Consider the following 22,832-nt stretch of genomic DNA (forward strand, 5'->3'; position numbering starts at 1 on the left):
GAATCCTGAATATCCGTTCTATCGATTAAACAACCTCGATCCGATTCGTAACGCGGGTTGTAAATACAGGTATCTGTTTAATCCAAAGATATCAAATATGATATTTATAATGATCACTTTTCGAGAAGTCACGATAGCGCTGACCTGGGAAGCCTACAAACAACACGGGTGGGAGCAATTCAGTGCGACCGTACGCCACGAACTCATCCACGCCTGGCAGTACCACGAGTTCGGCGACGCGGATCACGGCGCAACGTTCACCCAGTGGACAGACACTCTTGACACAACCCAGAACTGCGAACGCTTTGCTGCTCCAAAATGGTGGCTCATGTTCGAGGACTGCGGCGGTCGGAGTGCCCGGTACCGTCACTCGAAAACAGTGCGCAAACCCGAGCAGTACAGCTGTAGTGAGTGCGGTGGGTCACTCCATGTCGAGGAGGGCGACAGTCACTGACCAACTCTCGTTTAAGTAGTTCTCGCGATAAGGAGTAGATACGAGGAAGATTTTCGCGGGCTGCAGATTCTGCTTGAGTCTTTGCTATCGCTTTTGCCTCGGATTGAGCGCGCTTTCATTAGTATCGCATACTAACAAACCGTGCTCATTCTGACGACGAGTCAGCTTCAGACGTACCCACGTTTCTGTTCGACTACCTCGATAATCGTCGCTGCCGTCGTCCGGATTCGTCCGAGTCGATCTTGAATCGCGTCCGAATCATCGTCCTGCCATGCTGCGAGGTAGAACACTGAACCACTCGTGTCCAACCCAACGTACCGACCGACGATGTACGCGACGGCTTCTGCTTCGACCTCACGTTTCGCTCGCTCACACTTATCCTCAACATCGAAGTGCAGCAGTGCGTGCGCGTATTCGTGAATCAGCGTCACAGCGAGATCCGCCTGATTTGCCCGTGCTTTCACTTCGACGATGGGTTGGAGGTCGTATAGACTCCGCTGTTTGCAGACACCCTTCGCCTTGCCGTGTTCCCACTCGTCGGCGTTGACGATACGAACCGTCACACCGAGTTCATCAGCTGCATCTTGGAGGGGGGACACGAGATTTTCGGCATTTCCGGTTGCTTCGGTCTCCAATTCGGGAAGTGGTTCACCCTCCGTCTGAGACACATCGAACACAGCCGTGGGTTTGAATCCGACCAGTCCTTTCGACCACGCTTCAGGTAGTGTCTTGTCATATTCACACTCACTTTGCTCGTGGTAGCTCGGTGAGTTCTCACATTCGGGACACTGTTTCGTGATGATGGGTGCCCAGATCCAGATTCCGTTCTCACCTTCCTTCACGTGGCGGTCGAACTCGGTTCGCCACGTGTTGTATCCTGCAACTTTCGTTGCGTTCGGACATTGGAGCGTGATCAAGAGTGTGTTCCGATGGGAGTAGTCGTGGAACGTCGACTGGACATCTAGCCACTCTTGGAACTGTTGACTTGCTCTCGCCTCGTCAGTCAAGGCAGTGAGGTCGTCGACCCAGTGTTCGATCGTGCTGTGCATCTCGTCACGTCGGGTGTCGAAGTCGTCGAACGACACCGCTGAGAAGTCACTCGTCGCCATGAGTTCGTACTGGAGCACTCCACTTCGGACTGCCCCGCACCCTTTCGGGGCCAAAAAACTGCTGTGTCCGAACGAGATACATCGGGCTTCGATCGCTTCTTCAGCACAGACGTGCGTCGGGTTTACAGACGTCATCCGCCGGTTCGGCGCCGCTGTTCGCCGGGAGAATCTACTCAGTGATGCGCAATTCGTCGTCGACGGCGTAGAGATACCCGCGGAGCAACAACGTTTCGAGCAGATTGTCAGTCTACCTACCCAAGTGAGTGGCTGGTGGACAGGACACCCCACTCATCGCGTCACCCGGGTGGGAAATACACGCTCTGGTCACCGGCGACCTCCTCCAACTGGTTTTGATGCCGATGCGTGAAGTAACAGTCATAGCTGCAGTACCCACAAATCATTCCCGTATCGTACTCAGCGACAAACGGCCCACGTTTGGTCGTCCAGACATTCGTCCCGCACTCGGTACAAGCTGAGTTCTCGAGATCATCCGGTGTCGGTCCATGATATTCGAGGCCGAATTCATCCGCCTGTAGCGTCGACTCAGGCCAGATGCTGTGTGCTTGCCAAAAGTCACGGACTCGCCCAAGACTATGGCGGACGGTCTTTCGGATCGTCACATGATGGGCATTGCGACCACTGTCGTCCCAGCCATCGGCCGTCCAGAACTCGCCGAACTGCGCTCCTCGATGCAAGCCGTTCCAATCCATGCCGACGATGTCAGCTGGTGGGTCACCCGATAGCGTCGGTTGCGTGAGTTGGTCGATAACGGCCAACTGTTTGGGTGGACTCCCCCCGAGGATGTGGACACGGCGTCCCCGCCAGTCAATTGGATCGGAAAACTCGTAGGCGAGTTTGTCGGCGTACCCGCGAGAGTAGCCGAGGACGATGTCGTCTGGAATTGCGTCGATTGCCGCTCGGCATTTCGGGACGATGACGAACTCCGTGTTGGGAACGCTCGCTTCCAGCTCTCGAATCGTGCGAACGTACGACCGTGCTTCCGCAGCGTCGTAGGCATCTCCGATTACGGCAATCTCGGGTTCGTATTCGAAGACACGGTCGATGTATCGGTTGAGATCCGGGTTTCGGAAATCGTTGTCGAGCATTCCCACTGGCAGATTGAGGTTGAGGAATTGCTCTTGTTGGTATGTACAGTCTTCGCGAAATCCAGGGAGAAATCCGAGGGTCAATGCGTCGATGGCAAAGGGCACGCGATGGAGGAACGCCACGTATTTGGCTTGTCGAGCAGTCGCATGTGTTTTCGTCGTACTATCACTGGCTGTCGCTGGAAGGTCGTACGTTGACACCAGGAGTCACCGACGGGACGACGTCGCCCCGCAGCTCTCCTGGGGGCGAAAAAATAGGTCTGTGCCTTGTTCCCAACCTCGGTTTGAGCATCAGCAGAATGGTGTTACTCTTCGTACAGACAGCGAGTGTTCGCGTTGTTTCCTGCCAGTGTTTGTTGGTCGGCGGCCGTCTCGGCAAACAGTGTCGACTGATCACTCGCAGCCGATTGTGCCACGTTTGGCCGGTCGTCGCTGCCGAACTGACTTGCCACTAGTCAATCAAGCCGCGAATCGCTGTCGCAATAATCGACCGTCGCATCGAAGTCCTCGAGAGAGATTTCAACGCTTGTTTGGTCACTTTGAGCTGACCATCATCGCCGAAGGCTGTTCGATGCTGTACTGTGATCTCTGGTTGATTGCTCATCTGGATCAAGCCTTCACCCTTTTAGAGAAGTGACATACTGCTCTGTTTCACACGTGGAATTCATACGATCGATTCTTCAAATCGGAGTCGCCGAAAACTGGCTATCGAGGATATTACTCCGGTTTGCCGTCCGGTTGGATCTACCGCACGTCATCGGTTAGGTCGGTGACGTATGTCCGAAGTGTCTCCATGTCTTCACGCGCCTCGTCAAGCATTGTCGCTTTCACTTTGGTTGTGACCTTATCTTGATCGCAGGTGCTGGTACTTCGTGTGAGCTTTACTGTGAATGAGACACCGACATCGGTCCATTCGACATATTGTTTCTGTTGATGACTCGGATTCTGTACCGGGTACATTGTTGGCCTCCTTCATATGTGATTGACGAAATACTTGACAACTAGATTTAGTGTCGGTGCCGTAATTGTGAATTCAGCGTTGGTTTGTTCGTATTTCGAAAAATATGGTCGATTTCCGCAGATTCAAGAAAGTGTTTTGAATCCGTTTTCGGTGGGGACAGTTCGGCTTGTAGGAGGTGTTGTCGGGCTAGTTTATTCACGATGACTTCAGCTCTCCTAAGCCAACTTGAAACAAACCGATCACTCCTCTTAGAAATTCAATATTTCGTGGTAATATCTACCACGGTTTTATCGGTAATCGGCTGTTCACAATTCACCATTTCTTCGAATTTAACAATCGTCGTTCGATATTGTGAACTGCGTTGAATCCTTTCCTTTCGGTCGCTTATAGACGACATGAATTTCTCCGGGGAGGCTATTCTTTGTCTTCAGTCGTATCTGGTAGTTGTATTTCGCCCCCGCACAATTCACCTGCTTTGGAGATTTTGGGTTATCCCATTTTGGGTATAAGACAAGTACCGCTCGGTCTTTCTCCTCATTGTATGAGAGCGATTTGATGTGGACAGTCCGGCAACTGCTCGTAAACAACCAGCCGGTAAGCAATGCCGTCTTGTTAGTACAGTCGAATGTTGCGGTTGCTGTCTCGCGGTAGTCTCCATTGTCATCTCTGGGTGGTGTTGGCCCATCATTTTGTTGAGGCTTGTCATATCGAACCTTGATTATTTTCGCAGAGAGCATCTGAGACTGGCTCTGGGATGACGTGACAGTACTATTTTGGTGTCCAATAGACGAATTGGTTTTAACGCATCCTGTTGCAAGCAGACTGATGGGAATGCTTAGGAGCAGTTGTCGGCGGTTCATACATGGTAATGGTGCCCAGCTTAATTAGCGATTTTCCTGACTCAAATGGTCACTTTAGCGTGGCAAATGACTAAAGCATCCCAGTTCATCTTCCAAAGCGAATGTAAATGCCAGACGAAGTTCAACATGAGGAAGGGAGGCATGTCTTTCCTATTCGGTGGCCGGTGGCACCTAATGATAACCGACCTGCGCGTATTCATGAACTCACAGATGACGAAGCGACAGAGGTCTTTGAGAGTCTTTCGTCTGAAACTGCACGAACTCTCTTATCCCACCTCCATGAAAATCCACAGACAGCCTCTGACCTTGCAGAATGTGTAGGAACGTCAGTACAAAATGTACAATATCATCTCCGAAAGTTCCAGGAGGCTGGATTGGTCGAAGTCGTTGATAATTGGTTTTCGTCACGTGGTACAGAAATGAAAGTGTATTGTCCTACACACCAGTCGCTCGTGCTCTATACAGGTGATGAGCCCGAAAAAACTCGATTGGGAACTATGCTCTCGCGGTTGGGTGGAGCCATTGCTATACTTAGCATCATGAGCGTCGTGTTCGATCGGATAATTCGAAGCCTTGGAAGCCGGTCTGTAGATCATGGCGGAAATCCATTACCTGGAAAGGGTCCATCTCCTAGTCCCGATCCAAATACAATGAAAATTTTTGACATATATGTTCCCCCGGGAGTTGTTTTCTTTTTTGGTGGTCTATTTATATTGACGCTCGGAATTGGCTGGTGGTATTGGCGACAATAATATGGGAAAATAACCAGTTGTTTTTATCAATTCTCTTTATGTACTTTTTGGGATCCGTTATTCACTTAGCCATTTATAATTATGATGGTTATTTTCTATAATCCAGAACACCAATTCTGATATAGGATTCATTATATATATGAAAATTTATAAAATTTAAGATAAATATAGAAATAATAAATTTAAAGATGAGTTTCTTCTCCCTTTATCTCTTTGAACTGTAATCTATATGTCTGTGGTTCACTGATGTGATATCATTAATATCTAATCAAAATAATAATTGTCTGTCTCTTTTTTCATTTTTTTTTTAAATTAAGATATCCTATGTATATTTCCTAAATATTTATGATGTATGTGTATCCTTGCATAGTACGCTACGCCATTGTAGCATGAAATAACATGACCGAAGACAAGAAAAGAAAGGTAACCGATGTAAATCGGAGAAAATTCCTTCAGAACACTAGTATTGCAGGAATTGGAATTGTTGGGTACGGATCCACTAATTCAGATGCAATAAGTGTAGATCAAAATATTCAATTTGTGATGGGAGGATTTGATCACATAATTCGAGAGTCAGAGGACGAATTGAAAAATTGTATTGATATAACAATGGATATGCCTCGTGAACACAGTGTGTCTCCTGACGGAAAACAAATCACATTTACTCAATTCACTCACTCATCTACAAAAACCACATTCAATATGAACAATAAAATATTTTATGACACTACTCCTAATTCTAGTACTTATTTGGGTTATACTGCCACTCCCACTACAGTAGTTCACGAACCGTCTCAAAATTTTGTCACTAAACTTGCGTCATATTATCCAATTGAAGGATTCATTTCTACAAAATCCACTACCACTCCTAAATACGATATAGAATATGATCAAGAAGCTGTGTTAGTCTCGATCGAGGGACAGCAACACGAAATTCTTCCTGGAGATGAAGCAGTCATTGAACTATCTGAAAAGTCGGTAGCAATCCAATCTGATACCAATACAGTAGGAGAATACTCCTCAAAACAAGTGACTGCAATTCCAAGACTTCAAATCCAAAATTATGGCCAACTAAAGTTGGCAGGAATTAATTAATAAACAATCAGGAGGTCAAAAATATGTCAGATTACACGATACAAGATACGAAGAAGTATGGCAACTGGGACGCAGGTCACAACATGGAGATCTGGGTCTTAGGATGTAAAAATGTCTCCCAGTCTGCACTCGATTCTGCATATGCAGGGGTGAAAGATGCACTTGGTCAGATCAATAATAGATCGTCAAAAATACCAGGGTCTGTTGTACGGAAGGTTGACACTTCGAAGGCAATTGATTGTAATAATCATTGGGACTCTGGGAATAATTGGTTGGATTCTCATGGGTTCGGGGCTGGGGTATATCTTTGGGTAACTGGATGCCAAATTGCTGTAGCAGCTGGTGGTGGTGGCTGGGAAAAACGTCGTCAAGCATTTGTCAGTACTTCATGGTACGGTTCTGGATATTATTTAAGTGTCATGGCGATCCAGGAGTCTTTCCATCCATTCATTTTACATGGTTCTTGTGCGTATGTACAAGACTTAACTAATGGTACAAATGAACACGCTTTGGGACAAGATATTGATACTCCTAACGGAGATAAAGCTTCTCCCATGGTCACATCATATGAAGATGATTCCGAAAACTACGAATCAAAAGGTGAGTGCAATAGAGATGTTATCACTAGTAATGTGACAAGAGGATTAACAAATTGCACTGTTGAAGCAATCGAATGGTCTAAGGACCATGCTTACTGGAACGGCGTTCATTAATCCCAAACTCTTATTTTTTAATCATTTTATCTATATTTGAATGTATGTCTGGTATAGCTTATCTAATATAGCTATTTATCGAAGGAATCACTGTCAATATAAGGAAAACCAAGCGAGTGCGATACGATTGACGAAGTTCTTCGCACTGTTCGAAAGTAATTGATCATTGACCATGAAGTCAGCTGTACCGTGAGACGACGAAATTCGACTGCTTCCCCAAAAATCGAGATTAAATGAGATGAAGTGATTCGTTCGACACTCACGTTAGAGACATTGAAATCCACTCTACAACAGACTTGCTTAACTAGACCGTTCTTGGGAGACTGATAGATAAATTATGTATGGTGAATGTTTTCCGACTCACGCATCACTATCTAAGACGAGTGGCTGGATCTATTTTTGGGATTAGTCCTTCTATTCGAAACCTAAATCAATTGCTTCCGTGGAGACAATACGCTATTTATCTTAATCGCTGAATTCAACACATCAGGGATCAATTATGCATGTGTGATTGATAACTATCTCATTCCTTATTAATAATGAACATCCGTTGGAATGATCCACAGCTGCTCATCAGCACTGAGTACATGATCGAGGTGTTCACGATTTCGAATCGCGTCGCCGAATTCAGTGTATAGGTAAAGCGACGGGCCACGATACGCGCCGAGATTGTAACAGGCGTGTCGGGCGAGATCTTTATGTTGCATGAGTTCATCATCACTGAACTCGGTGACCGCAGTTCTTACCCGTTCGAGATTGCGTTCGAACTCTTGCCTGGTTGCCTCCCAGCCACGTTCTAAGAGTTTTTCGCCGTCGTCTGAGTCGACTGGTGCAACGACCGGAAGTTCGCCCCACCGAGCCTTCCCGGCGACGGACGACCGCTCGTCATCGAACATCACATAGTAATCAAAGATGGCAGCATTGTCGGGCCCCGCTCCAACAAGCCGATCGAACGCTGCTTTTCCGCATGCAAGTGCCGTTTTTTCGGTCGATGCCTCTACGAGTGCGTAAATTACCTGGTGCATTTTGGTCACCTTGCCGACGCACTGATTCGACACAACTCTACCATGCAACATTTCATCTGTGCGCCGGCACCCATCGCCGGCGCTAATAAAACCCTCCTGCAAGAAGCGCAGACTCCCACTGGGTTCGTGCTATTCCTCTGGGAGATCGCGACGCCCGGCTCGCACACAAGGCCAACACGGAAACCCACCAAGCCCGTTACAGTCACAGTCTGCTGGCTGGTCACTGTCGCTGTTGTCTGTATGGGTTTCAGCTTCCTTCTCGATCTGTGTCCCACCGTCTGCGACGAGGGAATGGTCTGTCGCTGCCTGCAGGAGTGGCGTTCGAATTGCAACTCCGACGCGGTGTTTACACGCACCGTCGTAGCGGTCATCTGCAGGGCACTCACAAGCGATAGGGATACCATCGTGAACGGTGACGAGATATTCATGATCGGTTGGTTTTGCGTGACTCGTATTCCGAACGAGGACACCCCTCGTTTCGAGTGAAAATTCGAGGGCTTCGTACTGGGCGCGCTTTGCAACTCGCTTCGTGAACGTCAGGCGGGATAGGACGTTGTTATTGGACATACTTGCTCCACGAGGCACATCTGATTAGCCCCGCACCCCTTAGGGGCACAAAAGCAGGGTTGCTGATCGTCTAATACGTCCAATCAGTGATCTACGCATCGCCGAATTCGTCTTCGTAGTGGTCGAGAAACGCGTCTATCAGTCGATAACTCAACTATCCTTGACCGATGGAAAAAGAGCGCTTGGAGATACTGCTTTGCCGCGAATACCATCTAGTTAGATGGGTGATGAACAACTGTTTCGAGTTCGTCTAGATCTTCGAAGTCGCTATCTCCGGTATGAAGGGTTTCACAGTCGGTGAGAACAGCTGTTGCGAGGTGAATGGCATCTGCATAGGACAGCTCGCGCTCCCGGCGCTGGTAGTATTTCGTGCGGAGTCGTGATGCGTATAATGCGATTTCACTCGTGACAGGAACGACGTGGATCTGCTCGAAATCCTCGATCGCACTGGTTACAAGATCTGCTGTTTCACTCCCAACCTCGCGATTGAGGATATAATCAACCTCTGTCAAGGTGATCGTTGAAACGATGCCACCAGCGTCCCGCGCCTCGTAAATCGTCTCTTCGGCGATGTCCGACAGCGTCCCATCAAGACCATATTCGAGCCAGACCCACGAATCGAGATAGATCACGCGTGTCTGCTCCACTCGCGACGTTCACGCTCTAACAACTCTGCTGCGTCGAGTTCGAGTGGGGCAGCACGCTCCCGGGCAGTTTTGAGACGAACCATTGGGTCATTTGGAACGCCAATCATTCGGACTCCACCATCCTCATCGAACCGAAAGAGAACCTTTTGCCCTTCTGTGAGCTGGAGTCGCTCCCGAACTTTCTTTGGGATGGTGATCTGTCCCTTGCTGGTAATCGTTGCTTCGTACGACATCGTCTATCCTCCTTACAATATCTTTGGTTGTAATGCGTATATCTGTTTCGCATACTCTGTATTATCGCCTGACTACGGTTCAAACCAATATCGACGATCACCGTTCATTCGAATTGTTGACATCTTCAACGCCGTAAACGACGTGGAGGATGTCAATACGTTGTATATGGGGATATAGTATCGCCATATACCTTGTTTACATCAATAGCTCTTTGAGTTGGTTGAATATAGTTGCTATTCCCGACTCACTGGTCGGGTTGGCCGGCGGTGGTGGAACTCATAACCGACAGTTCCTCCAAGACCATAGCGCTCGAGTTCGTCGGCGATGGCAGTCACGTCGCGTGAATCAGCGAAGCCAAAGAGCCCGTCGATCGAGCGCCGAGCAGCCACCATCCCCCGGCATGTCGGTTCATACTCGTCAGCCGCAGCCAACGGATTCAACCAGACAATTGCGGCCGCCCGATTGGCTACCCACGCCATTCCGTCCGCGAGTGCTGACACGTCACCGGTTTCGAGTCCATCACTCACGAAGATAACGGTTGTTCGGCGATCCACCGCGTCGAGGTGGTCGGTTCTGAGCGTGCTTACCGCGTGTCCGATACGCGTACCGCCACCCCACTCCATCTCCGCCGCCGCGAGTGCAGTTACGACGTCGTCAGCTGTCGGCGCATCGAGAGCAACAGTTACCTCCTCGACGTCGGTGTCGAACAGGAACGTCCGGACATTGCGCCACCTCGAGTGAATGGTACGGAGGAATGTCACGAGGAACTCACGGTTGATGCTGTCGAGCACTGACCGGCTGACGTCGACGAGTAACGTCGCTCGAACCGCGTCGACCCGCTTCGAACGCGTCGGGATGTCGAATACGCATCCACCGGTTGACAGGCTCTGTCGCAGGGCACGGCGGGTGTCCGGGCGGCCGTGGGGACCGTCAACGCGACGGCGTCTGGTAAGCGTGGCCAGTACCTCCCCGAGTCGATCTACCGCGGGGACTAACTCCGCAGTCGAGAGTTGACCGGCTGCGATTTCGAGCGGTTCGCCCCGACCGATGGGGCTGTATCGGGCTGCCATCCTGTCTGTGCCATTGCCAGCGTCTGACCGAACGAGGCGGCACGAACTGCGTGCTCGGCGGACTGTCTCTTCGGGGGTCGGGTCTCGAGCCGGTACATCGGAATTCTCGGCTGACGTGTCGGCTGTCGCAGATCTGTTCTGATGTTTCTCACCGAGTCGTCGCGGGTCGTCCGCCCGTTCGTCGCGGTCATCGGCAACGCCGAAGAGACGTGCCCAAAATGCCGGGAAGTGCTCGCGAAACGTGTCGATATCGGCTGACCGGGAGACGAAAACCGACTGAAGCGCCGTCCGTGCGGTCGTCGAGTCGTTGAGTCCGACGGTTACCAGCGCTTGTGCGGCCATAATACTCGCGTTAGCGGAAACATCGACGCCCGCGTCCCGAAGGTCGCGCTCGAACGTGACGAGCGCATCGGCGACATGAGCACCGACTGCACCGGAGCAGAGTTCACGCTCAGCCATCGCCGTCTCCCATCTCCAGACGGGCGGACTCGGCCGCGTCAAGGAGCGACGCAAGTATAGCTTCGTCGACGTGCTCGATGTCCTCCGCTTCCTTGAGCAGACAACCGACGGTGCGTTCTATCTCTGCCGGGGAGAGCAACTGATTCTCGCTGTCGTCCCGGCCACGGAGGATGGTAATCGCCTGCGCCCAATCGAGTGTTTCGGCGACACCCGGGCGTTTTCGGAGCGGTTCCTCGCGCAATCGCGCCGTCACCGCACACAGGTCGACGGTCGCCATTTCGCTTAGTTCAGGGACTTTTCGACGCACAATAGCTCGTTCTTTCTCAGGGGACGGCGGTTCGAGGTGGAGGTACAGGCAACGGCGCTTTAGGGCATCGCTTAGCCCCCGTGTCCGGTTTGACGTTATAACGACAACAGGTGGCTTCGTAGCTTCGATGGTGCCAAACTCGGGGATAGAGAGCTGGAAGTCCGAAAGGAGTTCAAGTAACAGTGCTTCGAATTCCTCATCGGCACGGTCTATCTCGTCCACGAGGAGTACCGGCGGGTAGTCGCCGTCACCCCGAACGGCGCGCAGGAGTGGCCGTTCGAGGAGATACTCCTCGTCAAAGACCGATCGATCCGCGTTGACGCTTCCCTCGTCTGATTGAATGGCGAGCAGTTGCTTCGCGTAGTTCCATTCATAGAGGGCATTCTCAGCGGTTAGCCCTTCATAGCACTGCAAACGGACGAGCTCCGTCTCGAAACCGGCGGCGAGAACTTTCGCTAGTTCGGTCTTTCCGGCACCAGGATCGCCCTCGACAAGGAGTGGCCGACCCAGTCGGAGGGCGAGGAAAACGGTCGTTACGAGTTCATCTTCGGCCACGTAGTCCTGCGACTCGAAGATAGCACTGAGGTCGTCTTCGCTTACGCCGGTGAACGGATGATCTGCCTTGGGCATCGTGAATTGGTATCACCTATCCTATGCGGTCACGAATTAAAAGAATATCCTACTCAAACGGGATTCGTCGCGGACGAGATCACTCCCATTCCGTTGTCACCCAACCGCTGGGTGAGCTAGGTTACTCGCCGGCGTCGATTCGCTCCAGTACCCGCGTTAGTGTCCGCTCGGTGTAGATGCCGAGGAGGTGGGCGCGGTACTCACCTGATGCTTGTACATCCGACTGCAAGTCGTCTGGATCGAAATCCTCGGCTGCGTCTTCGGCAGCGTTGCCGATGGCCTCCTCGTCAAGTATGACACCGTCGAGTGCGTCCTCAACGCCATGGAGTCGAACCGTGTGCTCGGTCGCACCAGTCGCCGCGACTCGCACGTCGGTCACCGTATCAGCATCGGTGTGAATTCGCGCAGCGACGCCGACCATCGCGTACCCCGAAAGGGGGTTTCGGTGCCGGGTGTAGGCACTCACAGCTGCCTCGTCGACGGGCAATTCGACTGCCGTCACGACTTCGTTGTCGCCCACGTCGGTGTCAAACTCGCCCCGAAACAACGCATCGGCGTCAATGGTTCGCTCGCCCTCCGGGCCACGGGCGAGAAGCGACCCTCCCAACGCGAGCAGCGACGCCGGCGGATCCGCCCGCGGATCCCCATGAGCAAGGTTCCCTCCAATAGTTCCGCCGTTGCGCACCTGCAGGTCGCCCAGTTCAGCGGTGGCGTCGGCCAGCGCTGTCGCGTGCTGTCCCACTGCATCCGATTTTGCAACGGTGGCGTGTGGGGTGAGCGCGCCAATAGTGAGTGTATTGCCGTCTTCCTCGATCCCATCGAGCCCCTCAATATTTCCGATGTCGACGAGAACCGGGACGGTCACCTCGCCTATCTTAAGAAGGGGGAGGATGCCATGACCGCCTGCGAGGAGCTCGGCCCCATCGTGTTCGTCGAGGAGGTCGATCGCCTCATCTACGCTCGTAGGGCGATAGTAGTCAAATTCAGATGCGTACATTAATCACCACCTCCCATGGCCCGCCAGACAGTCTCCGGCGTCAGCGGCATGTCGAGATGGTCGACTCCGAACGGTTCGAGGGCGTCGACCACCGCCGAAACCAGCGTCGGCGTCGCCGCTATTGTCGCGGACTCACCGACTCCCTTTACTCCGAGTGGGTTGTGCGGACTCGGCGTGGTGGTGCTATCTGTCTCGATGTCGGGGAGCTGTGTTGAGTGCGGAACTGCGTACTCGTCCATGCGCCGAGTCTGCAGGTGCCCGTCGTCATCGTAGACAGCCCCCTCGTAGAGTGCCGCTCCGATTCCCTGTGCGACGCCGCCATGAACTTGTCCCTCGACGATCATCGGGTTGATTATCTCTCCACAGTCATCGACCGCAACGTATCGCTGAATCTCAATTTCACCTGTGTCGGGCGCAATCTCGACGACGGCGGCATGAGTGCCAAAAGGGAATGTGAAGTTCTCCGGGTCGTAGAAGTTTGTAACCTCGAGTCCGGGATCCATCCCTTCCGGAAGGTCGTGGCCGAGGTATGCCTCGTGAGCCACCTCTTTGATATGAATCGCGCGGTCGGGCGCACCGGTGACGTGGAACTCGCCATTCTCGAATTCAACATCGTTCACGCTCGCCTCAAGGTGGTGGGCGGCAATACGGCGGGCCTTCTCGCGCACCTCTCGAGCGCCACGGGCAATGGATCCGCCGCCGACCGAGGCGCTCCGACTCCCATATGTGCCGAGTCCCTGCGGAATTCGGTCGGTATCGCCCTCGACGACCTCGATATCGTCCAGCGACAGGCCGAGTTCCTCGGCAACGATCTGAGCATAGGTTGTCCGGTGACCCTGCCCCTGGTCGGCAGTTCCCGCGAAAACGCTGACGGTTCCGGTCGAATCGAAGCGGACGATAGAGCTCTCCCAGCCGCCGGCCTGCGCGCCGAGTTCGCCCGCGACTTTTGACGGTGAGAGACCGGCAGATTCCACGAAGTTGGCGATACCGATGCCGATATACCGCCCCTCGTCGCGGAGGTTGGTCTGCCGTTCGCGAAGAGCCTCATAGTCGATGTGATCAAGCAATGTGTCCATCGTACGCTCGTACTCACCGCTGTCGTAGACGACAGCCACGCTCGTTTCGAACGGAAAGGCGTCCGACGGGATGAGGTTCTGCCGCCTGAATTCAACGGGATCGCTTCCCAGTTCTCGAGCCGCGACGTCCATTAGCCGTTCGATGACATAAATTCCCTCGGCACGTCCCGCTCCGCGGTATGCGTCAACCGGGGTCGTGTTCGTGAACGCGCCGACGACGCGACAGTGGATCGCGGGGATGTCGTACTCTCCCGAGAGGATAGTCGCATAGAGATACGACGGTGTCGCAGTTGCAAACTGCGAGAGCTGTGCTCCCAGGCCAGCGTGGGTCTCCACGCGGACGCCGAGAACGTTTTCGTCGTCGTCAATGGCGATCTCGGCAGTGGTAGTGTGATCACGGCCATGACAGTCGGTCTGATATGCTTCTGACCGGGTCGCCTGCCACTTCACCGGACGGTCAAGTTGCATTGAACACCACGCCGTTACCGCCTCATCGGGATAGTGGTAGATTTTGCTTCCGAATCCCCCACCGACCTCCGGCGCGATAACCTGGATATTGTTCTCCGGGAGACCAAGTGTCCCGGCCGAGAGAAGCATCCGGTGCAGATGTGGGTTCTGGCTCGTCATCCAGAGTCTAAGTTTCTCAGTTGCATCATTCCAGTCCGCAACGGCCGCTCGTGGCTCCATCGCGTTCGGAATGATACGCTGTTGCCGGAGGTCGACGCTAGCAGTATGTGTAGCCTCCGCGAACGCATCGTCAACAGCATCTCCGTCACCGATCTCGAAGTCGAACGCGACGTTGTTCTCGGCGGCGTCGTGGATCGACGGGACATCGTCTTCGATAGCCGCAACTGGGTCCGTTACTACAGGTAGACGTTCGTACTCGACGTGAACCTTGTCAAGCGCGTCGCGGGCGGCATGGCGCGTTTCAGCGACAACCGCGGCGATTCCGTCACCCTCGTGGCGTACCTTGTCCACCGCGAGCATGCGGTATTGTGGGGTGATGAGGCCAGGCAACATCCACGCGGTCGGGATGGTATTGGGGACGCCACTATCCTCGACATCCTGCCCTGTAAAAACCGCCACGACGTTGTCCATCGCCTCTGCCTCGCTGGTGTCTACGTCGACAATACGGGCGTGAGCGTGGTCGCTCCTGCGGATGGCGAGGTGGGCCATCCCGGCTAACGACACGTCGTCTGTGTACGTCGCTTCACCTTGCAACAGCGGAACGTCCTCGCGTCGCTCGACAGCACTGCCAAAAACATCGCCGGCCGTGACGTCGTCACTCATTGATCCGCCTCTCTCCGTTCGGCCGCCAGCTCGACCGCGTCGACGATGTTATGATAGCCGGTGCATCGACAGAGGTTTCCCTCAAGTGCCTCCCGAATCTCCTCCCGTGAGGGATCCGAAGCTGTCTGCAGGAACGCGTCTGCTGTCATGAGCATCCCCGGTGTACAGTAGCCACACTGAAGTCCGTGAGTCTCCTGAAAACTCTTCTGTAGGGGGTTGAGCTTACCCTCCTCGCCGAGTGCGCCGACGGTCTCGATGCTTGCGCCGTCCATTTGAACGGCGAGCCGGGTACAGGATTTGATAGGTGTTCCATCAACTTGAACGGTGCAGGCACCACACCGGCTGGACTCGCACCCGACGTTCGTATCAGTATATCCGAGTTGTTCGCGGAGCGCAGTCACCAGAAGTGTTCGTGATTCGACTTTTAGTTCATGTAAAGTGCCGTTAACGGTTACTGAAATCTCGTGTTCTGTCATTTCGAGGTGTCCTCCGACGTGCGAATGCGCTTGATGACGACTGCCACGGGAGTTGTTACCAAAGGCACTCGCTACTATGTACTCTTCGTAGTCGATAAAAAAAGTTTGTACTCTTTTTCAGCCCTCATTCACGTTTCGTCACAGGGGATAGCATTTTGCTCTCGGTCGTCATCAAGAGACCCATGACACAAAACGGCGAACGAACAGCCACTCATGCCGATAAGAGTCGATGGTCGATGCCAGCGAGTCGCCATGGGGAGTCTACCCGCCCACACCCGGATGTCCAACCCGAGCGTTCTTCTGTCAAGCAGATACTTCGGTCACACCAATGGTATCGATCTCGTCTATATTCCCCCGAACGCTACCGCAATAGCCGCGCTAATCCGCACTTCTTCGAGTAAAATGACCGCTGGATCATTTCCGGTCGTTGACCAATCCGTCGATGAGATAGTGCAGCCCGAACTGACAGTGTGGGGAACGCTTCTCGCGGCGGGGACAAGCAGTCGGTATGGCGACCGAAACAAGTTACTGGTTGATATTGACGGTGAGCCGATGGTTCGCCACGCTACGGGTGTACTCAGTGAGAGCAGCGTCGATGGTGTGACGATTATTGTCGGCCACGAGGCTGACCGTGTTCGAACCGCGGTCGGCGATCTCAATGTCGAGATTCGTGAGAACAACGACTACGAGCGCGGACAGAGTACGTCCGTCCGCGCGGCAACCTTGGCGGCGCGTAAACACAACGCAGACGCCGTCGTCGTCGCACTGGGCGACATGCCGTATCTCTCGTCGTCTACCATCGACCGACTGATCGCGGCGTACGCGACGGGTAGCGGAGACGCCCTCGCCGCCGCCTACGAGGGTCGACGCGGCAATCCCGTGTTGTTCGACGCTCGTTTCTTCGACGATCTTCTGGCACTCGAAGGAGATATCGGTGGGCGAGAGATCCTCCTCCATTCGGATGCTGCAGCACTCGTCGAAACAGGAGATCCTGGCGTCGTCCGCGACGTGGACATACTGACGGATATGGAAAAGACGAACGGAACGTAGCTTCAAGGGAAAGTGGATGCCGACCGCACTCCCTGCGTGGGCATCAAGTAGTATCCATAGTCCGTTCGTGAATTGACCCCACTCGGTCTTTGAGGTGGCGCGGGGTGCGCTCGTTGTGAACGGCTAGAACCTCGGCGACGATGCTGTGGGCGATCTGGTATGGTGTTTCACTGCCGAGGTCGAGCCCGACCGGAGTGTATACCTTTGCAAGCTCCACCTCAGAGAGAGTGCGCCCTTCGGAGTCAAACTCACTGAGCATCTCTTCAAAACGCTTGTGCGGTCCCATTAGACCGACGTAGGGAACAGGCGTTCGAACCAATTCGTCCAATACGAGACGGTCGTCGACGAAATTGTGCGACATTACGACGACGTAGGTCTCTTCGTCGAAGTCGACTACCTCTCGAATGTTTCGTGGAGATGTGGAGACGGTCTCATCGGCGACAGCGATGCGGTCTTCGGTCACCACCGCACCCCGGAAACCGACGAGTACTGTTCGAAAGCCGTTTCGATTGGCTAGGTCGACGACTGGCCCGATGTCGTGACCGGTACCGATGGTGACGAACGTTGGTGGGGGTGTAATGCTGTCGATGAAAAGCCGTACGGAACCGTTAGGACCGTCGACGTCGACCGTCCCAGCCTGCCCTTCGTTAGTAAGAGCGGTCACTCGTTCCGAGATTGCGTCGATTAGCCATGGTGGAACTTGCTTCGAGTCTGCTGTGGGACTCCCATCTGGACGGAAGTATGTGCGTTGCCACGCGTCAACGTCGGAGGCCTCACTGTCGAGGACCGTGACGCTAACAATGGGTTGTTCCGCCTCGTGGGCGTCGAAAAGCGGCTCGTGCCTCTTGTCTACGGGTTCAACTAGGAGGTCGATGACACCGTTGCAGCCGATTCCGAGTCCCCAGACATCGTCGTCGTTTGTCAGGTCGAACGTCTCGAGACGCGGTCGCCCAGCCTCAAGCACACTGTTGGCGAGACGCACTACCTCATCTTCGAGACAGCCCGCCGTGATACTCCCGATCCCTCTACCATCTTCGGGGACGAGCATCTTTACTCCTGGCCGACGATAGGCACTTCCCTCGACGTCAACCACGCTTACCAGCACTCCCGCCTGGTCGCTCATCAGTAGCTCGCGCGTCCGCGAAAGCACTGTCGACTGTGGAACGCTCCAACTGTTCTCCATGCTATTTCGATTCGCTGGTACGCTATTCAAGATTTGCGTGTGAACCACACCCTCTGTTTCCACTCGTCGTTGAACACACTGATACCTGAACGACGAGTCTGTTCCCGATACGTCCAATGGTAACCCGCTCGGATTGACGATGGCGGGCGCTCCGAATATTTCTCGGTGGTGAGGTTGAGAGCATCAACCTCAGTCGCAACGTGTGAGGTACATATTGAACAGCTTAGAATTTTTGAGAGATGGCTAAGATACGCAGTTGATTCTCCACAACTATTTTTCGGATTGGGAAATTACTCGCTTTTCTGTTCAGTGTCGCTGTTGTCTACATGGGTTTCTGGTTCGTTCTCAATTTGTGTCCCACCGTCTGCGACGAGGGAATGGTCTGTCGCTGCCTGCAGGAGTGGCGTTCGAATTGCAACTCCGACGCGGTGTTTACACGCACCGTCGTAGCGGTCATCTGCAGGACACTCACAGGCGATGGGGATCCCATTGTGAACAGTGACCAGATATTCATGATCAGCTGGTTTTGCGTGACTCGTATTTCGAACGAGGACACCCCTCGTTTTGAGTGAAAATTCGAGGGCTTCGTACTGGGCGCGCTTTGCAACTCGGTTCGTGAACGTCAATTCGGAGAGAACGTTTTGACTGGACATACTCGCTCCACGAGGCACGCAGTGTGCCCCGCACCCTTCGGGGGCAACAAAAACACATTCTCGACGATGATTCTCAACTCAATGCCCAGAGATCTTTGGGCGGGATCTCTCTAGGCTCTCTCGCTCTCACACGTGAGTTGTCGGAGGGAATTGTATAGTCAATAGTGAATATGAGTGTGTGGGTAACTAGCCTAGCGGTGGTAGGTCGGAAGTATTTCCTCCAAGAGATTCTCAATAATTTCCCAGAGGATGAGTGATGGGGTCTCATGTTGAAACGTCACTGGCTGATGCGTCGTTTCCTCGTCAATCGAGTACTGAAAATGTGCTCGTCCGAGATCTTCGTGATCCTCGTCCTGGTGCCACCCAGCATGGAAGCCTGTGTTCGGGTCGCTATAGTTGATACGAAACCAATCATGCGGTGTTTGGCGATACCACTCGATGACGAGTTCGGGTGCCTCTGGTCCGGTGGGTGGATCGATGCGGGTCGGGTCGAAGGTTGCCTGTAGTTGTTTGGCTGCAACGTCATCCGGAACATACTCGATTGTCGTGATATGTGGAACGCGTTCGAGGACATCTCGTTTCAGTTGCTCGTATAACTGTGCATTCGGATTTCCGCCTGGATGTGGGACGGACATCTGTCAGTTACTGGCCTCGGCACGGTCTGCGCTTGGGGCCAAAAAGTCCCACTCACGAATTGCAAATCCGACGATCTGGATTCGCTGTTGGAGATGCTCCCACTCTCGAGCGATTGCCCGTCGCTGCGCTTCTTCATCCGAGCTAAGGGTTTCGTCTGCAATCGTCGCCCGCAATTGATTCGGTGACTCGACTGCAAATGTCTCTTCCCAGTCCCGGATTTGGGCTTTCATCTCGGACAGCCGATCGGTTAATTCCTCAACTGTCCGGTGACCATCGCGAAGTCGGACGGCCTCTTGCATTGCCTGTCGACGATAGTCTGGAGAGTAGGTCGTGTGAGCACCACTCTCATCGCGGCGGAGCACGCCATCATCCACGAGTCGCTCAAGGACACGTTTGGTCGGCTCGTGTGACCACTCTGCCTCCGAGGCAATCCAATTCACGGTACGGGGTTCTGATACTTGGCGAGCCACCATCCGGACACGGTCTTCACCGGTCGTCTGACGCTCCATGAGCCCTGTGTCTGGTTCCTCTGAATTCTTGTCCATGTCTGTACGTATGAGTTGAATCTTCATATAGTTTGAGGGTAGTTCGACCTATATCGAAACGCTACAGATAGACCGTTCTATGAAAATCAGTGAGATCGACGCTCACCGGAGCAAGTGGTGCTAATCTCACGTGCCGATATCGGTCAGTATGAATGAATAGTGCTAATCGCACTTCTAGAGCCAACATAATACGATCTCGACGTGTGCAGAACGGACTCTCTCGTAGCAAGGGTCGAAAGGAGACTAGATCGGTCAATCGAATCGGTAAATCGCAATCCCATTGTGATTGCATTCTGGACACTCGCTCGTTTCGACTTCAACCGTGGTTCCACACTGGCGGCACTCAGCGATGACAGTGCTGTGCGACCGGCCAGTGAGTTGCGTCAGGAGGTCTTTCATGCGAACTCCGGCCTGTAATTGGTCTGTTGGTCGTCGATGACGTGGTTACAGTCCTCGCAAACTGTTTCGATCACGTTGGTAGTGACCAGGCCGCCACATCTGGGACACTGGTTGGTTATTTCGCTCGGTACGTCTTCGTCGAAGCCGGTTGCGTAGCTGTCGCTGCGTATCATCGAAATCATTCCTCATCGAGACGCTCTCAGTGGAACGCCCTGCACCCCTCAGGGGGCGAAAAAATCACTGTAGTATTGTTGTTCGAGAGTACCGGAAGAATGCAAATGAAACGGGGCTCTACCGTTCTGGAAATCAACTTACCGCGGCTAGAGAGAACAGTATTTGAATTATATATCCTCCTGCACCAACTAAGAATGAAAGTAATGCGAAAAACAACGGGTACTTAAGTTCATTGTTATTCTCATGATAATGTTCCAAAATATCTAGCTTTTTATGTAGTATCATATTTAAATACTCGCCCTCAGAAATAGAACTATCAATCACTTTCTCTTCAAACTCATCTTCATGAATGTTTTCTTCATGACTTCTATTGAAGAAATATACAAACAAAGAAATAAGAATTGATGTGACAATTAAAAACGAACCAAATATGAAATAAGGTTGGTCAAAAGAGAATAATCTATTGGGAGAACTTGTCAAAAGCACGAAAAGTGCTGGAAAAAGACCGTTCAAACCAAGCAATTGGAGCGCTCGATCATTTATTTTTTTTTCATATCTGTTGTATTCTCTGTCAATTTCCTCTCCAATATCAGTATTCGCTTGTTTTAATGCTTCAATGTGTGAACCATGTGGTTCTTCTCCTGTGTTCATAGTACGATCACTCTCTCCATAGTGACGTAAAAACTACCCAAAATTACTATCATTTTTTCACATCATTAATAAAGTCCCAAAATTGATTTCGGATACTCATCAAACATTTGGAAGCCATGAGAATCAGACTGGCCCAACTCCAAGAGAAGAGTGTACTCCATGATCTTCAGCACGCGGAAAATCTCGTCACGATCCTCCATGGTCGTGCTCGGTGAGGATTTTGGAATTCGCTATCTAGCGCGACGAATAGTATATCCTCTCATCGAAATACAGTCTCCCTGACCCGAACGGGCCACCGATCGAACCGTACGACGAGACGTTAACAAACGCATCTATTGCAACCTGGAGAGCGTGGGCGGCGGATATCATCGACGAATTCGGTTGACCGAGGATTCCTTCGCAACGACGTTCACCTCTTTATCCACGGCGGAAAGGCCTATTACAGTGAACTTTGTCCGTTTCTCGAAGACGAACCAGTCACCGTTTCTCTCCCAATAGAAGGGCTGATGATAGGAGAGATTCTTGCTTGGCATAACGACCGATATTAAACGAAACTGACGTTATTGCTCCTCACTGGCTGGGTCTGGAGTGGAGTTCGTGGCACTCGCTGAATCCTGCATCGGGCGACCTTGCATCCCTACCGACTGACGAAGGACTCTATCGAGTTTCACATCCCGACCACGACGGTCAACCGGTACTGCACGAACCCCGATGGGTTTGCGTACTCCCATTTATCCGAATCGACAGAGAGTCACTGCGGGTCTACGTCGAGCCACGCGGTGAGTTCTGTTTCGGAGGGTGTCTTCCACCGCTGCTTCAGTGTGCTGAGCGCAGGTGGAGACCGAATATTCACCCGTTAATTTAGCATATCTTAGAATTATTTTTATCTCCTGTTAAAATTAATTATTCGCTGCCCTCCTACTCTTTCCACAACTCGGTGATTCGCTCTTCGACCTCGTCGAGGACGAGCCGCAGCACATCGCGATGATCGGTCGGCCACGAAGCGTCGTCGGTGGGCGTCGGGGCAGCTGGTGGGGGATGGAAATGGTCTCGGGTGTTGTGAGGGTTCGGGTGGCGATCCCACCGACATTCCCAGACGTATTTTGGGTACACCTCTCGGTAGTGGATTTTGAAGTCGTCGTTCGTGTACCAGCGAACAGTCAGAGTCGCCTCCTCCACGGGTTTAGGATAGTACGATGGTGCGAGTGTCACACGGAGTTCAAAATGTCCTCTTGCGTCCGTGATAATCGCCTCTGCGACCTGATTCGTCGCTTGGAGACGTGTCTGGAGGAATTCGAGTACTAGGCGGTCGATAGGCGCAGGGCTCCCTCCATCCCCTGTGGGCGGCACCATCGATGTGGCTATCCGGATACCTGTTCGGGCTCGGTGCTCGCGCGTTGCAGGCGGGCGCGTCCGTAGCGCCTGCGCTCCTCGCGGTCGCTCGCCCCGGTCTCCGAGGTCGCTGTACACGTCGTCGATGGTTCGATCGCTGCTCACTTCCGCAGCGTCGTACGTCTCTTCGTACGCGTCGATCCGCGAGGTCAGTCTTGGACATACTGCTGGAGGTCTTCGACGGGGTTGTCGACCACAAGTTGGTTAATGCGATGCCACTCGAAGCAGGCGTTGTTGCGCTCGTACGCGGCCGGTTCCCATGAGCGAAGCAAGCGGAGACAAGTGAGACGGAGTCTCGCGTGGTCGTGGGATACCGAGCGG

Annotated in this window: 24 protein-coding genes and 1 pseudogene; 5 read left to right on the top strand and 20 right to left on the bottom strand. The window is 52.9% G+C overall.

Annotated elements, in window-relative coordinates; genetic code table 11:
• The first annotated feature begins 109 nt into the window (after positions 1 to 109).
• On the top strand, positions 110 to 454 hold the full coding sequence (locus tag ACN2TU_RS23960) for a SprT-like domain-containing protein (RefSeq protein WP_435159027.1): 345 nt from the start codon (positions 110 to 112) through the stop codon (positions 452 to 454).
• A 167-nt stretch (positions 455 to 621) separates the two neighbouring features.
• On the opposite strand, the gene ACN2TU_RS23965 is transcribed toward ACN2TU_RS23960, so the two are convergent.
• The 4 genes and pseudogenes from ACN2TU_RS23965 to ACN2TU_RS23980 form a co-directional block, all read right to left on the bottom strand.
• Positions 622 to 1,563, bottom strand: coding sequence for an ArdC-like ssDNA-binding domain-containing protein (locus ACN2TU_RS23965; RefSeq protein ID WP_435159293.1), 942 nt, complete (start codon positions 1,561 to 1,563; stop codon positions 622 to 624).
• A 296-nt stretch (positions 1,564 to 1,859) separates the two neighbouring features.
• A complete protein-coding gene (locus ACN2TU_RS23970; protein ID WP_435159028.1) occupies positions 1,860 to 2,870 on the bottom strand; it encodes a DUF6610 family protein in 1,011 nt (336 codons plus the stop codon).
• A 104-nt stretch (positions 2,871 to 2,974) separates the two neighbouring features.
• Positions 2,975 to 3,273: pseudogene (locus tag ACN2TU_RS23975) on the bottom strand (hypothetical protein).
• Positions 3,274 to 3,413: 140 nt separating this feature from the next.
• Positions 3,414 to 3,629 (bottom strand): DUF7389 domain-containing protein, encoded by a 216-nt coding sequence (locus tag ACN2TU_RS23980; protein ID WP_435159029.1) that lies wholly within the window; start codon positions 3,627 to 3,629, stop codon positions 3,414 to 3,416.
• 968 nt (positions 3,630 to 4,597) lie between these two features.
• Here ACN2TU_RS23980 and ACN2TU_RS23985 point away from each other — a divergent pair.
• The 3 genes from ACN2TU_RS23985 (at position 4,598) to ACN2TU_RS23995 (ending at position 7,050) form a co-directional block, all read left to right on the top strand.
• A complete protein-coding gene (locus tag ACN2TU_RS23985; protein WP_435159030.1) occupies positions 4,598 to 5,242 on the top strand; it encodes an ArsR/SmtB family transcription factor in 645 nt (214 codons plus the stop codon).
• Between the two features lie 399 nt (positions 5,243 to 5,641).
• Positions 5,642 to 6,337: a hypothetical protein gene (locus ACN2TU_RS23990; protein ID WP_435159031.1), complete on the top strand. Its 696-nt coding sequence runs from the start codon at positions 5,642 to 5,644 to the stop codon at positions 6,335 to 6,337.
• Positions 6,338 to 6,360: 23 nt separating this feature from the next.
• A complete protein-coding gene (locus ACN2TU_RS23995) occupies positions 6,361 to 7,050 on the top strand; it encodes a hypothetical protein (protein ID WP_435159032.1) in 690 nt (229 codons plus the stop codon).
• 533 nt (positions 7,051 to 7,583) lie between these two features.
• Here ACN2TU_RS23995 and ACN2TU_RS24000 read toward each other — a convergent pair.
• The 9 genes from ACN2TU_RS24000 to ACN2TU_RS24040 all read right to left on the bottom strand — a co-directional run bounded on the left by ACN2TU_RS24000 (position 7,584) and on the right by ACN2TU_RS24040 (position 15,828).
• Complete coding sequence (locus ACN2TU_RS24000; RefSeq protein ID WP_435159034.1) at positions 7,584 to 8,075, bottom strand: DUF7995 family protein; 492 nt, start codon at positions 8,073 to 8,075, stop codon at positions 7,584 to 7,586.
• A gap of 129 nt (positions 8,076 to 8,204) precedes the next feature.
• The gene (locus tag ACN2TU_RS24005; RefSeq protein ID WP_435159036.1) at positions 8,205 to 8,642 is read right to left on the bottom strand and encodes an SWIM zinc finger family protein; all 438 of its coding nucleotides are present in this window, start codon (positions 8,640 to 8,642) and stop codon (positions 8,205 to 8,207) included.
• Between the two features lie 212 nt (positions 8,643 to 8,854).
• The gene (locus ACN2TU_RS24010) at positions 8,855 to 9,289 is read right to left on the bottom strand and encodes a PIN domain-containing protein (RefSeq protein ID WP_435159038.1); all 435 of its coding nucleotides are present in this window, start codon (positions 9,287 to 9,289) and stop codon (positions 8,855 to 8,857) included.
• Entirely contained in the window at positions 9,271 to 9,522 is a 252-nt protein-coding gene (locus tag ACN2TU_RS24015) for an AbrB/MazE/SpoVT family DNA-binding domain-containing protein (RefSeq protein WP_435159040.1), read from the bottom strand. Before ACN2TU_RS24015 ends, ACN2TU_RS24010 begins: the two co-directional genes overlap by 19 nt.
• Positions 9,523 to 9,756: 234 nt before the next feature.
• Positions 9,757 to 11,052, bottom strand: a complete 1,296-nt coding sequence (locus tag ACN2TU_RS24020; protein ID WP_435159042.1) for a VWA domain-containing protein — start codon at positions 11,050 to 11,052, stop codon at positions 9,757 to 9,759.
• Positions 11,045 to 11,989, bottom strand: coding sequence for an AAA family ATPase (locus tag ACN2TU_RS24025; RefSeq protein ID WP_435159044.1), 945 nt, complete (start codon positions 11,987 to 11,989; stop codon positions 11,045 to 11,047). The genes ACN2TU_RS24020 and ACN2TU_RS24025 overlap by 8 nt, the downstream gene beginning before the upstream one ends.
• 121 nt (positions 11,990 to 12,110) lie before the next feature.
• Positions 12,111 to 12,986, bottom strand: coding sequence for an FAD binding domain-containing protein (locus ACN2TU_RS24030; protein WP_435159045.1), 876 nt, complete (start codon positions 12,984 to 12,986; stop codon positions 12,111 to 12,113).
• Complete coding sequence (locus ACN2TU_RS24035; RefSeq protein WP_435159047.1) at positions 12,986 to 15,352, bottom strand: xanthine dehydrogenase family protein molybdopterin-binding subunit; 2,367 nt, start codon at positions 15,350 to 15,352, stop codon at positions 12,986 to 12,988. The genes ACN2TU_RS24030 and ACN2TU_RS24035 overlap by 1 nt, the downstream gene beginning before the upstream one ends.
• On the bottom strand, positions 15,349 to 15,828 hold the full coding sequence (locus tag ACN2TU_RS24040) for a (2Fe-2S)-binding protein (protein ID WP_435159048.1): 480 nt from the start codon (positions 15,826 to 15,828) through the stop codon (positions 15,349 to 15,351). Before ACN2TU_RS24040 ends, ACN2TU_RS24035 begins: the two co-directional genes overlap by 4 nt.
• A 402-nt stretch (positions 15,829 to 16,230) precedes the next feature.
• Here ACN2TU_RS24040 and ACN2TU_RS24045 point away from each other — a divergent pair, with 402 nt between their 5' ends.
• Positions 16,231 to 16,878 (top strand): nucleotidyltransferase family protein, encoded by a 648-nt coding sequence (locus ACN2TU_RS24045; RefSeq protein WP_435159050.1) that lies wholly within the window; start codon positions 16,231 to 16,233, stop codon positions 16,876 to 16,878.
• A gap of 43 nt (positions 16,879 to 16,921) precedes the next feature.
• Here ACN2TU_RS24045 and ACN2TU_RS24050 read toward each other — a convergent pair whose 3' ends face one another.
• The 7 genes from ACN2TU_RS24050 to ACN2TU_RS24080 all read right to left on the bottom strand — a co-directional run bounded on the left by ACN2TU_RS24050 (position 16,922) and on the right by ACN2TU_RS24080 (position 22,472).
• The gene (locus tag ACN2TU_RS24050) at positions 16,922 to 18,061 is read right to left on the bottom strand and encodes an XdhC family protein (protein WP_435159051.1); all 1,140 of its coding nucleotides are present in this window, start codon (positions 18,059 to 18,061) and stop codon (positions 16,922 to 16,924) included.
• A 290-nt stretch (positions 18,062 to 18,351) separates the two neighbouring features.
• A complete protein-coding gene (locus ACN2TU_RS24055) occupies positions 18,352 to 18,714 on the bottom strand; it encodes an SWIM zinc finger family protein (RefSeq protein WP_435159053.1) in 363 nt (120 codons plus the stop codon).
• A 191-nt stretch (positions 18,715 to 18,905) separates the two neighbouring features.
• Positions 18,906 to 19,349 (bottom strand): hypothetical protein, encoded by a 444-nt coding sequence (locus ACN2TU_RS24060; RefSeq protein ID WP_435159055.1) that lies wholly within the window; start codon positions 19,347 to 19,349, stop codon positions 18,906 to 18,908.
• A 3-nt stretch (positions 19,350 to 19,352) separates the two neighbouring features.
• The gene (locus tag ACN2TU_RS24065) at positions 19,353 to 19,895 is read right to left on the bottom strand and encodes a DUF7342 family protein (protein ID WP_435159057.1); all 543 of its coding nucleotides are present in this window, start codon (positions 19,893 to 19,895) and stop codon (positions 19,353 to 19,355) included.
• 395 nt (positions 19,896 to 20,290) lie between these two features.
• The gene (locus ACN2TU_RS24070) at positions 20,291 to 20,467 is read right to left on the bottom strand and encodes a hypothetical protein (RefSeq protein ID WP_435159059.1); all 177 of its coding nucleotides are present in this window, start codon (positions 20,465 to 20,467) and stop codon (positions 20,291 to 20,293) included.
• Between the two features lie 133 nt (positions 20,468 to 20,600).
• Positions 20,601 to 21,119, bottom strand: coding sequence for a hypothetical protein (locus ACN2TU_RS24075; RefSeq protein WP_435159060.1), 519 nt, complete (start codon positions 21,117 to 21,119; stop codon positions 20,601 to 20,603).
• A 918-nt stretch (positions 21,120 to 22,037) separates the two neighbouring features.
• Complete coding sequence (locus ACN2TU_RS24080) at positions 22,038 to 22,472, bottom strand: toxin-antitoxin system TumE family protein (protein WP_435159295.1); 435 nt, start codon at positions 22,470 to 22,472, stop codon at positions 22,038 to 22,040.
• Positions 22,473 to 22,832 lie beyond the last annotated feature (360 nt).

Source organism: Haladaptatus marinus, assembly GCF_051194195.1.

What these genes read in the sequence shown, in the direction of transcription:
- ACN2TU_RS23960 (WP_435159027.1), top strand. Translation starts at nt 110, where the DNA reads ATGATCACTTTTCGAGAAGTCACGATAGCGCTGACCTGGGAAGCCTAC.
- ACN2TU_RS23965 (WP_435159293.1), bottom strand. Translation starts at nt 1,563, where the DNA reads ATGGCGACGAGTGACTTCTCAGCGGTGTCGTTCGACGACTTCGACACC.
- ACN2TU_RS23980 (WP_435159029.1), bottom strand. Translation starts at nt 3,629, where the DNA reads ATGTACCCGGTACAGAATCCGAGTCATCAACAGAAACAATATGTCGAA.
- ACN2TU_RS23985 (WP_435159030.1), top strand. Translation starts at nt 4,598, where the DNA reads ATGCCAGACGAAGTTCAACATGAGGAAGGGAGGCATGTCTTTCCTATT.
- ACN2TU_RS23990 (WP_435159031.1), top strand. Translation starts at nt 5,642, where the DNA reads ATGACCGAAGACAAGAAAAGAAAGGTAACCGATGTAAATCGGAGAAAA.
- ACN2TU_RS23995 (WP_435159032.1), top strand. Translation starts at nt 6,361, where the DNA reads ATGTCAGATTACACGATACAAGATACGAAGAAGTATGGCAACTGGGAC.
- ACN2TU_RS24000 (WP_435159034.1), bottom strand. Translation starts at nt 8,075, where the DNA reads ATGCACCAGGTAATTTACGCACTCGTAGAGGCATCGACCGAAAAAACG.
- ACN2TU_RS24005 (WP_435159036.1), bottom strand. Translation starts at nt 8,642, where the DNA reads ATGTCCAATAACAACGTCCTATCCCGCCTGACGTTCACGAAGCGAGTT.
- ACN2TU_RS24015 (WP_435159040.1), bottom strand. Translation starts at nt 9,522, where the DNA reads ATGTCGTACGAAGCAACGATTACCAGCAAGGGACAGATCACCATCCCA.
- ACN2TU_RS24020 (WP_435159042.1), bottom strand. Translation starts at nt 11,052, where the DNA reads ATGGCTGAGCGTGAACTCTGCTCCGGTGCAGTCGGTGCTCATGTCGCC.
- ACN2TU_RS24025 (WP_435159044.1), bottom strand. Translation starts at nt 11,989, where the DNA reads ATGCCCAAGGCAGATCATCCGTTCACCGGCGTAAGCGAAGACGACCTC.
- ACN2TU_RS24030 (WP_435159045.1), bottom strand. Translation starts at nt 12,986, where the DNA reads ATGTACGCATCTGAATTTGACTACTATCGCCCTACGAGCGTAGATGAG.
- ACN2TU_RS24035 (WP_435159047.1), bottom strand. Translation starts at nt 15,352, where the DNA reads ATGAGTGACGACGTCACGGCCGGCGATGTTTTTGGCAGTGCTGTCGAG.
- ACN2TU_RS24040 (WP_435159048.1), bottom strand. Translation starts at nt 15,828, where the DNA reads ATGACAGAACACGAGATTTCAGTAACCGTTAACGGCACTTTACATGAA.
- ACN2TU_RS24045 (WP_435159050.1), top strand. Translation starts at nt 16,231, where the DNA reads ATGACCGCTGGATCATTTCCGGTCGTTGACCAATCCGTCGATGAGATA.
- ACN2TU_RS24050 (WP_435159051.1), bottom strand. Translation starts at nt 18,061, where the DNA reads ATGGAGAACAGTTGGAGCGTTCCACAGTCGACAGTGCTTTCGCGGACG.
- ACN2TU_RS24055 (WP_435159053.1), bottom strand. Translation starts at nt 18,714, where the DNA reads ATGTCCAGTCAAAACGTTCTCTCCGAATTGACGTTCACGAACCGAGTT.
- ACN2TU_RS24060 (WP_435159055.1), bottom strand. Translation starts at nt 19,349, where the DNA reads ATGTCCGTCCCACATCCAGGCGGAAATCCGAATGCACAGTTATACGAG.
- ACN2TU_RS24065 (WP_435159057.1), bottom strand. Translation starts at nt 19,895, where the DNA reads ATGGACAAGAATTCAGAGGAACCAGACACAGGGCTCATGGAGCGTCAG.
- ACN2TU_RS24070 (WP_435159059.1), bottom strand. Translation starts at nt 20,467, where the DNA reads ATGATACGCAGCGACAGCTACGCAACCGGCTTCGACGAAGACGTACCG.
- ACN2TU_RS24075 (WP_435159060.1), bottom strand. Translation starts at nt 21,119, where the DNA reads ATGAACACAGGAGAAGAACCACATGGTTCACACATTGAAGCATTAAAA.
- ACN2TU_RS24080 (WP_435159295.1), bottom strand. Translation starts at nt 22,472, where the DNA reads ATGGTGCCGCCCACAGGGGATGGAGGGAGCCCTGCGCCTATCGACCGC.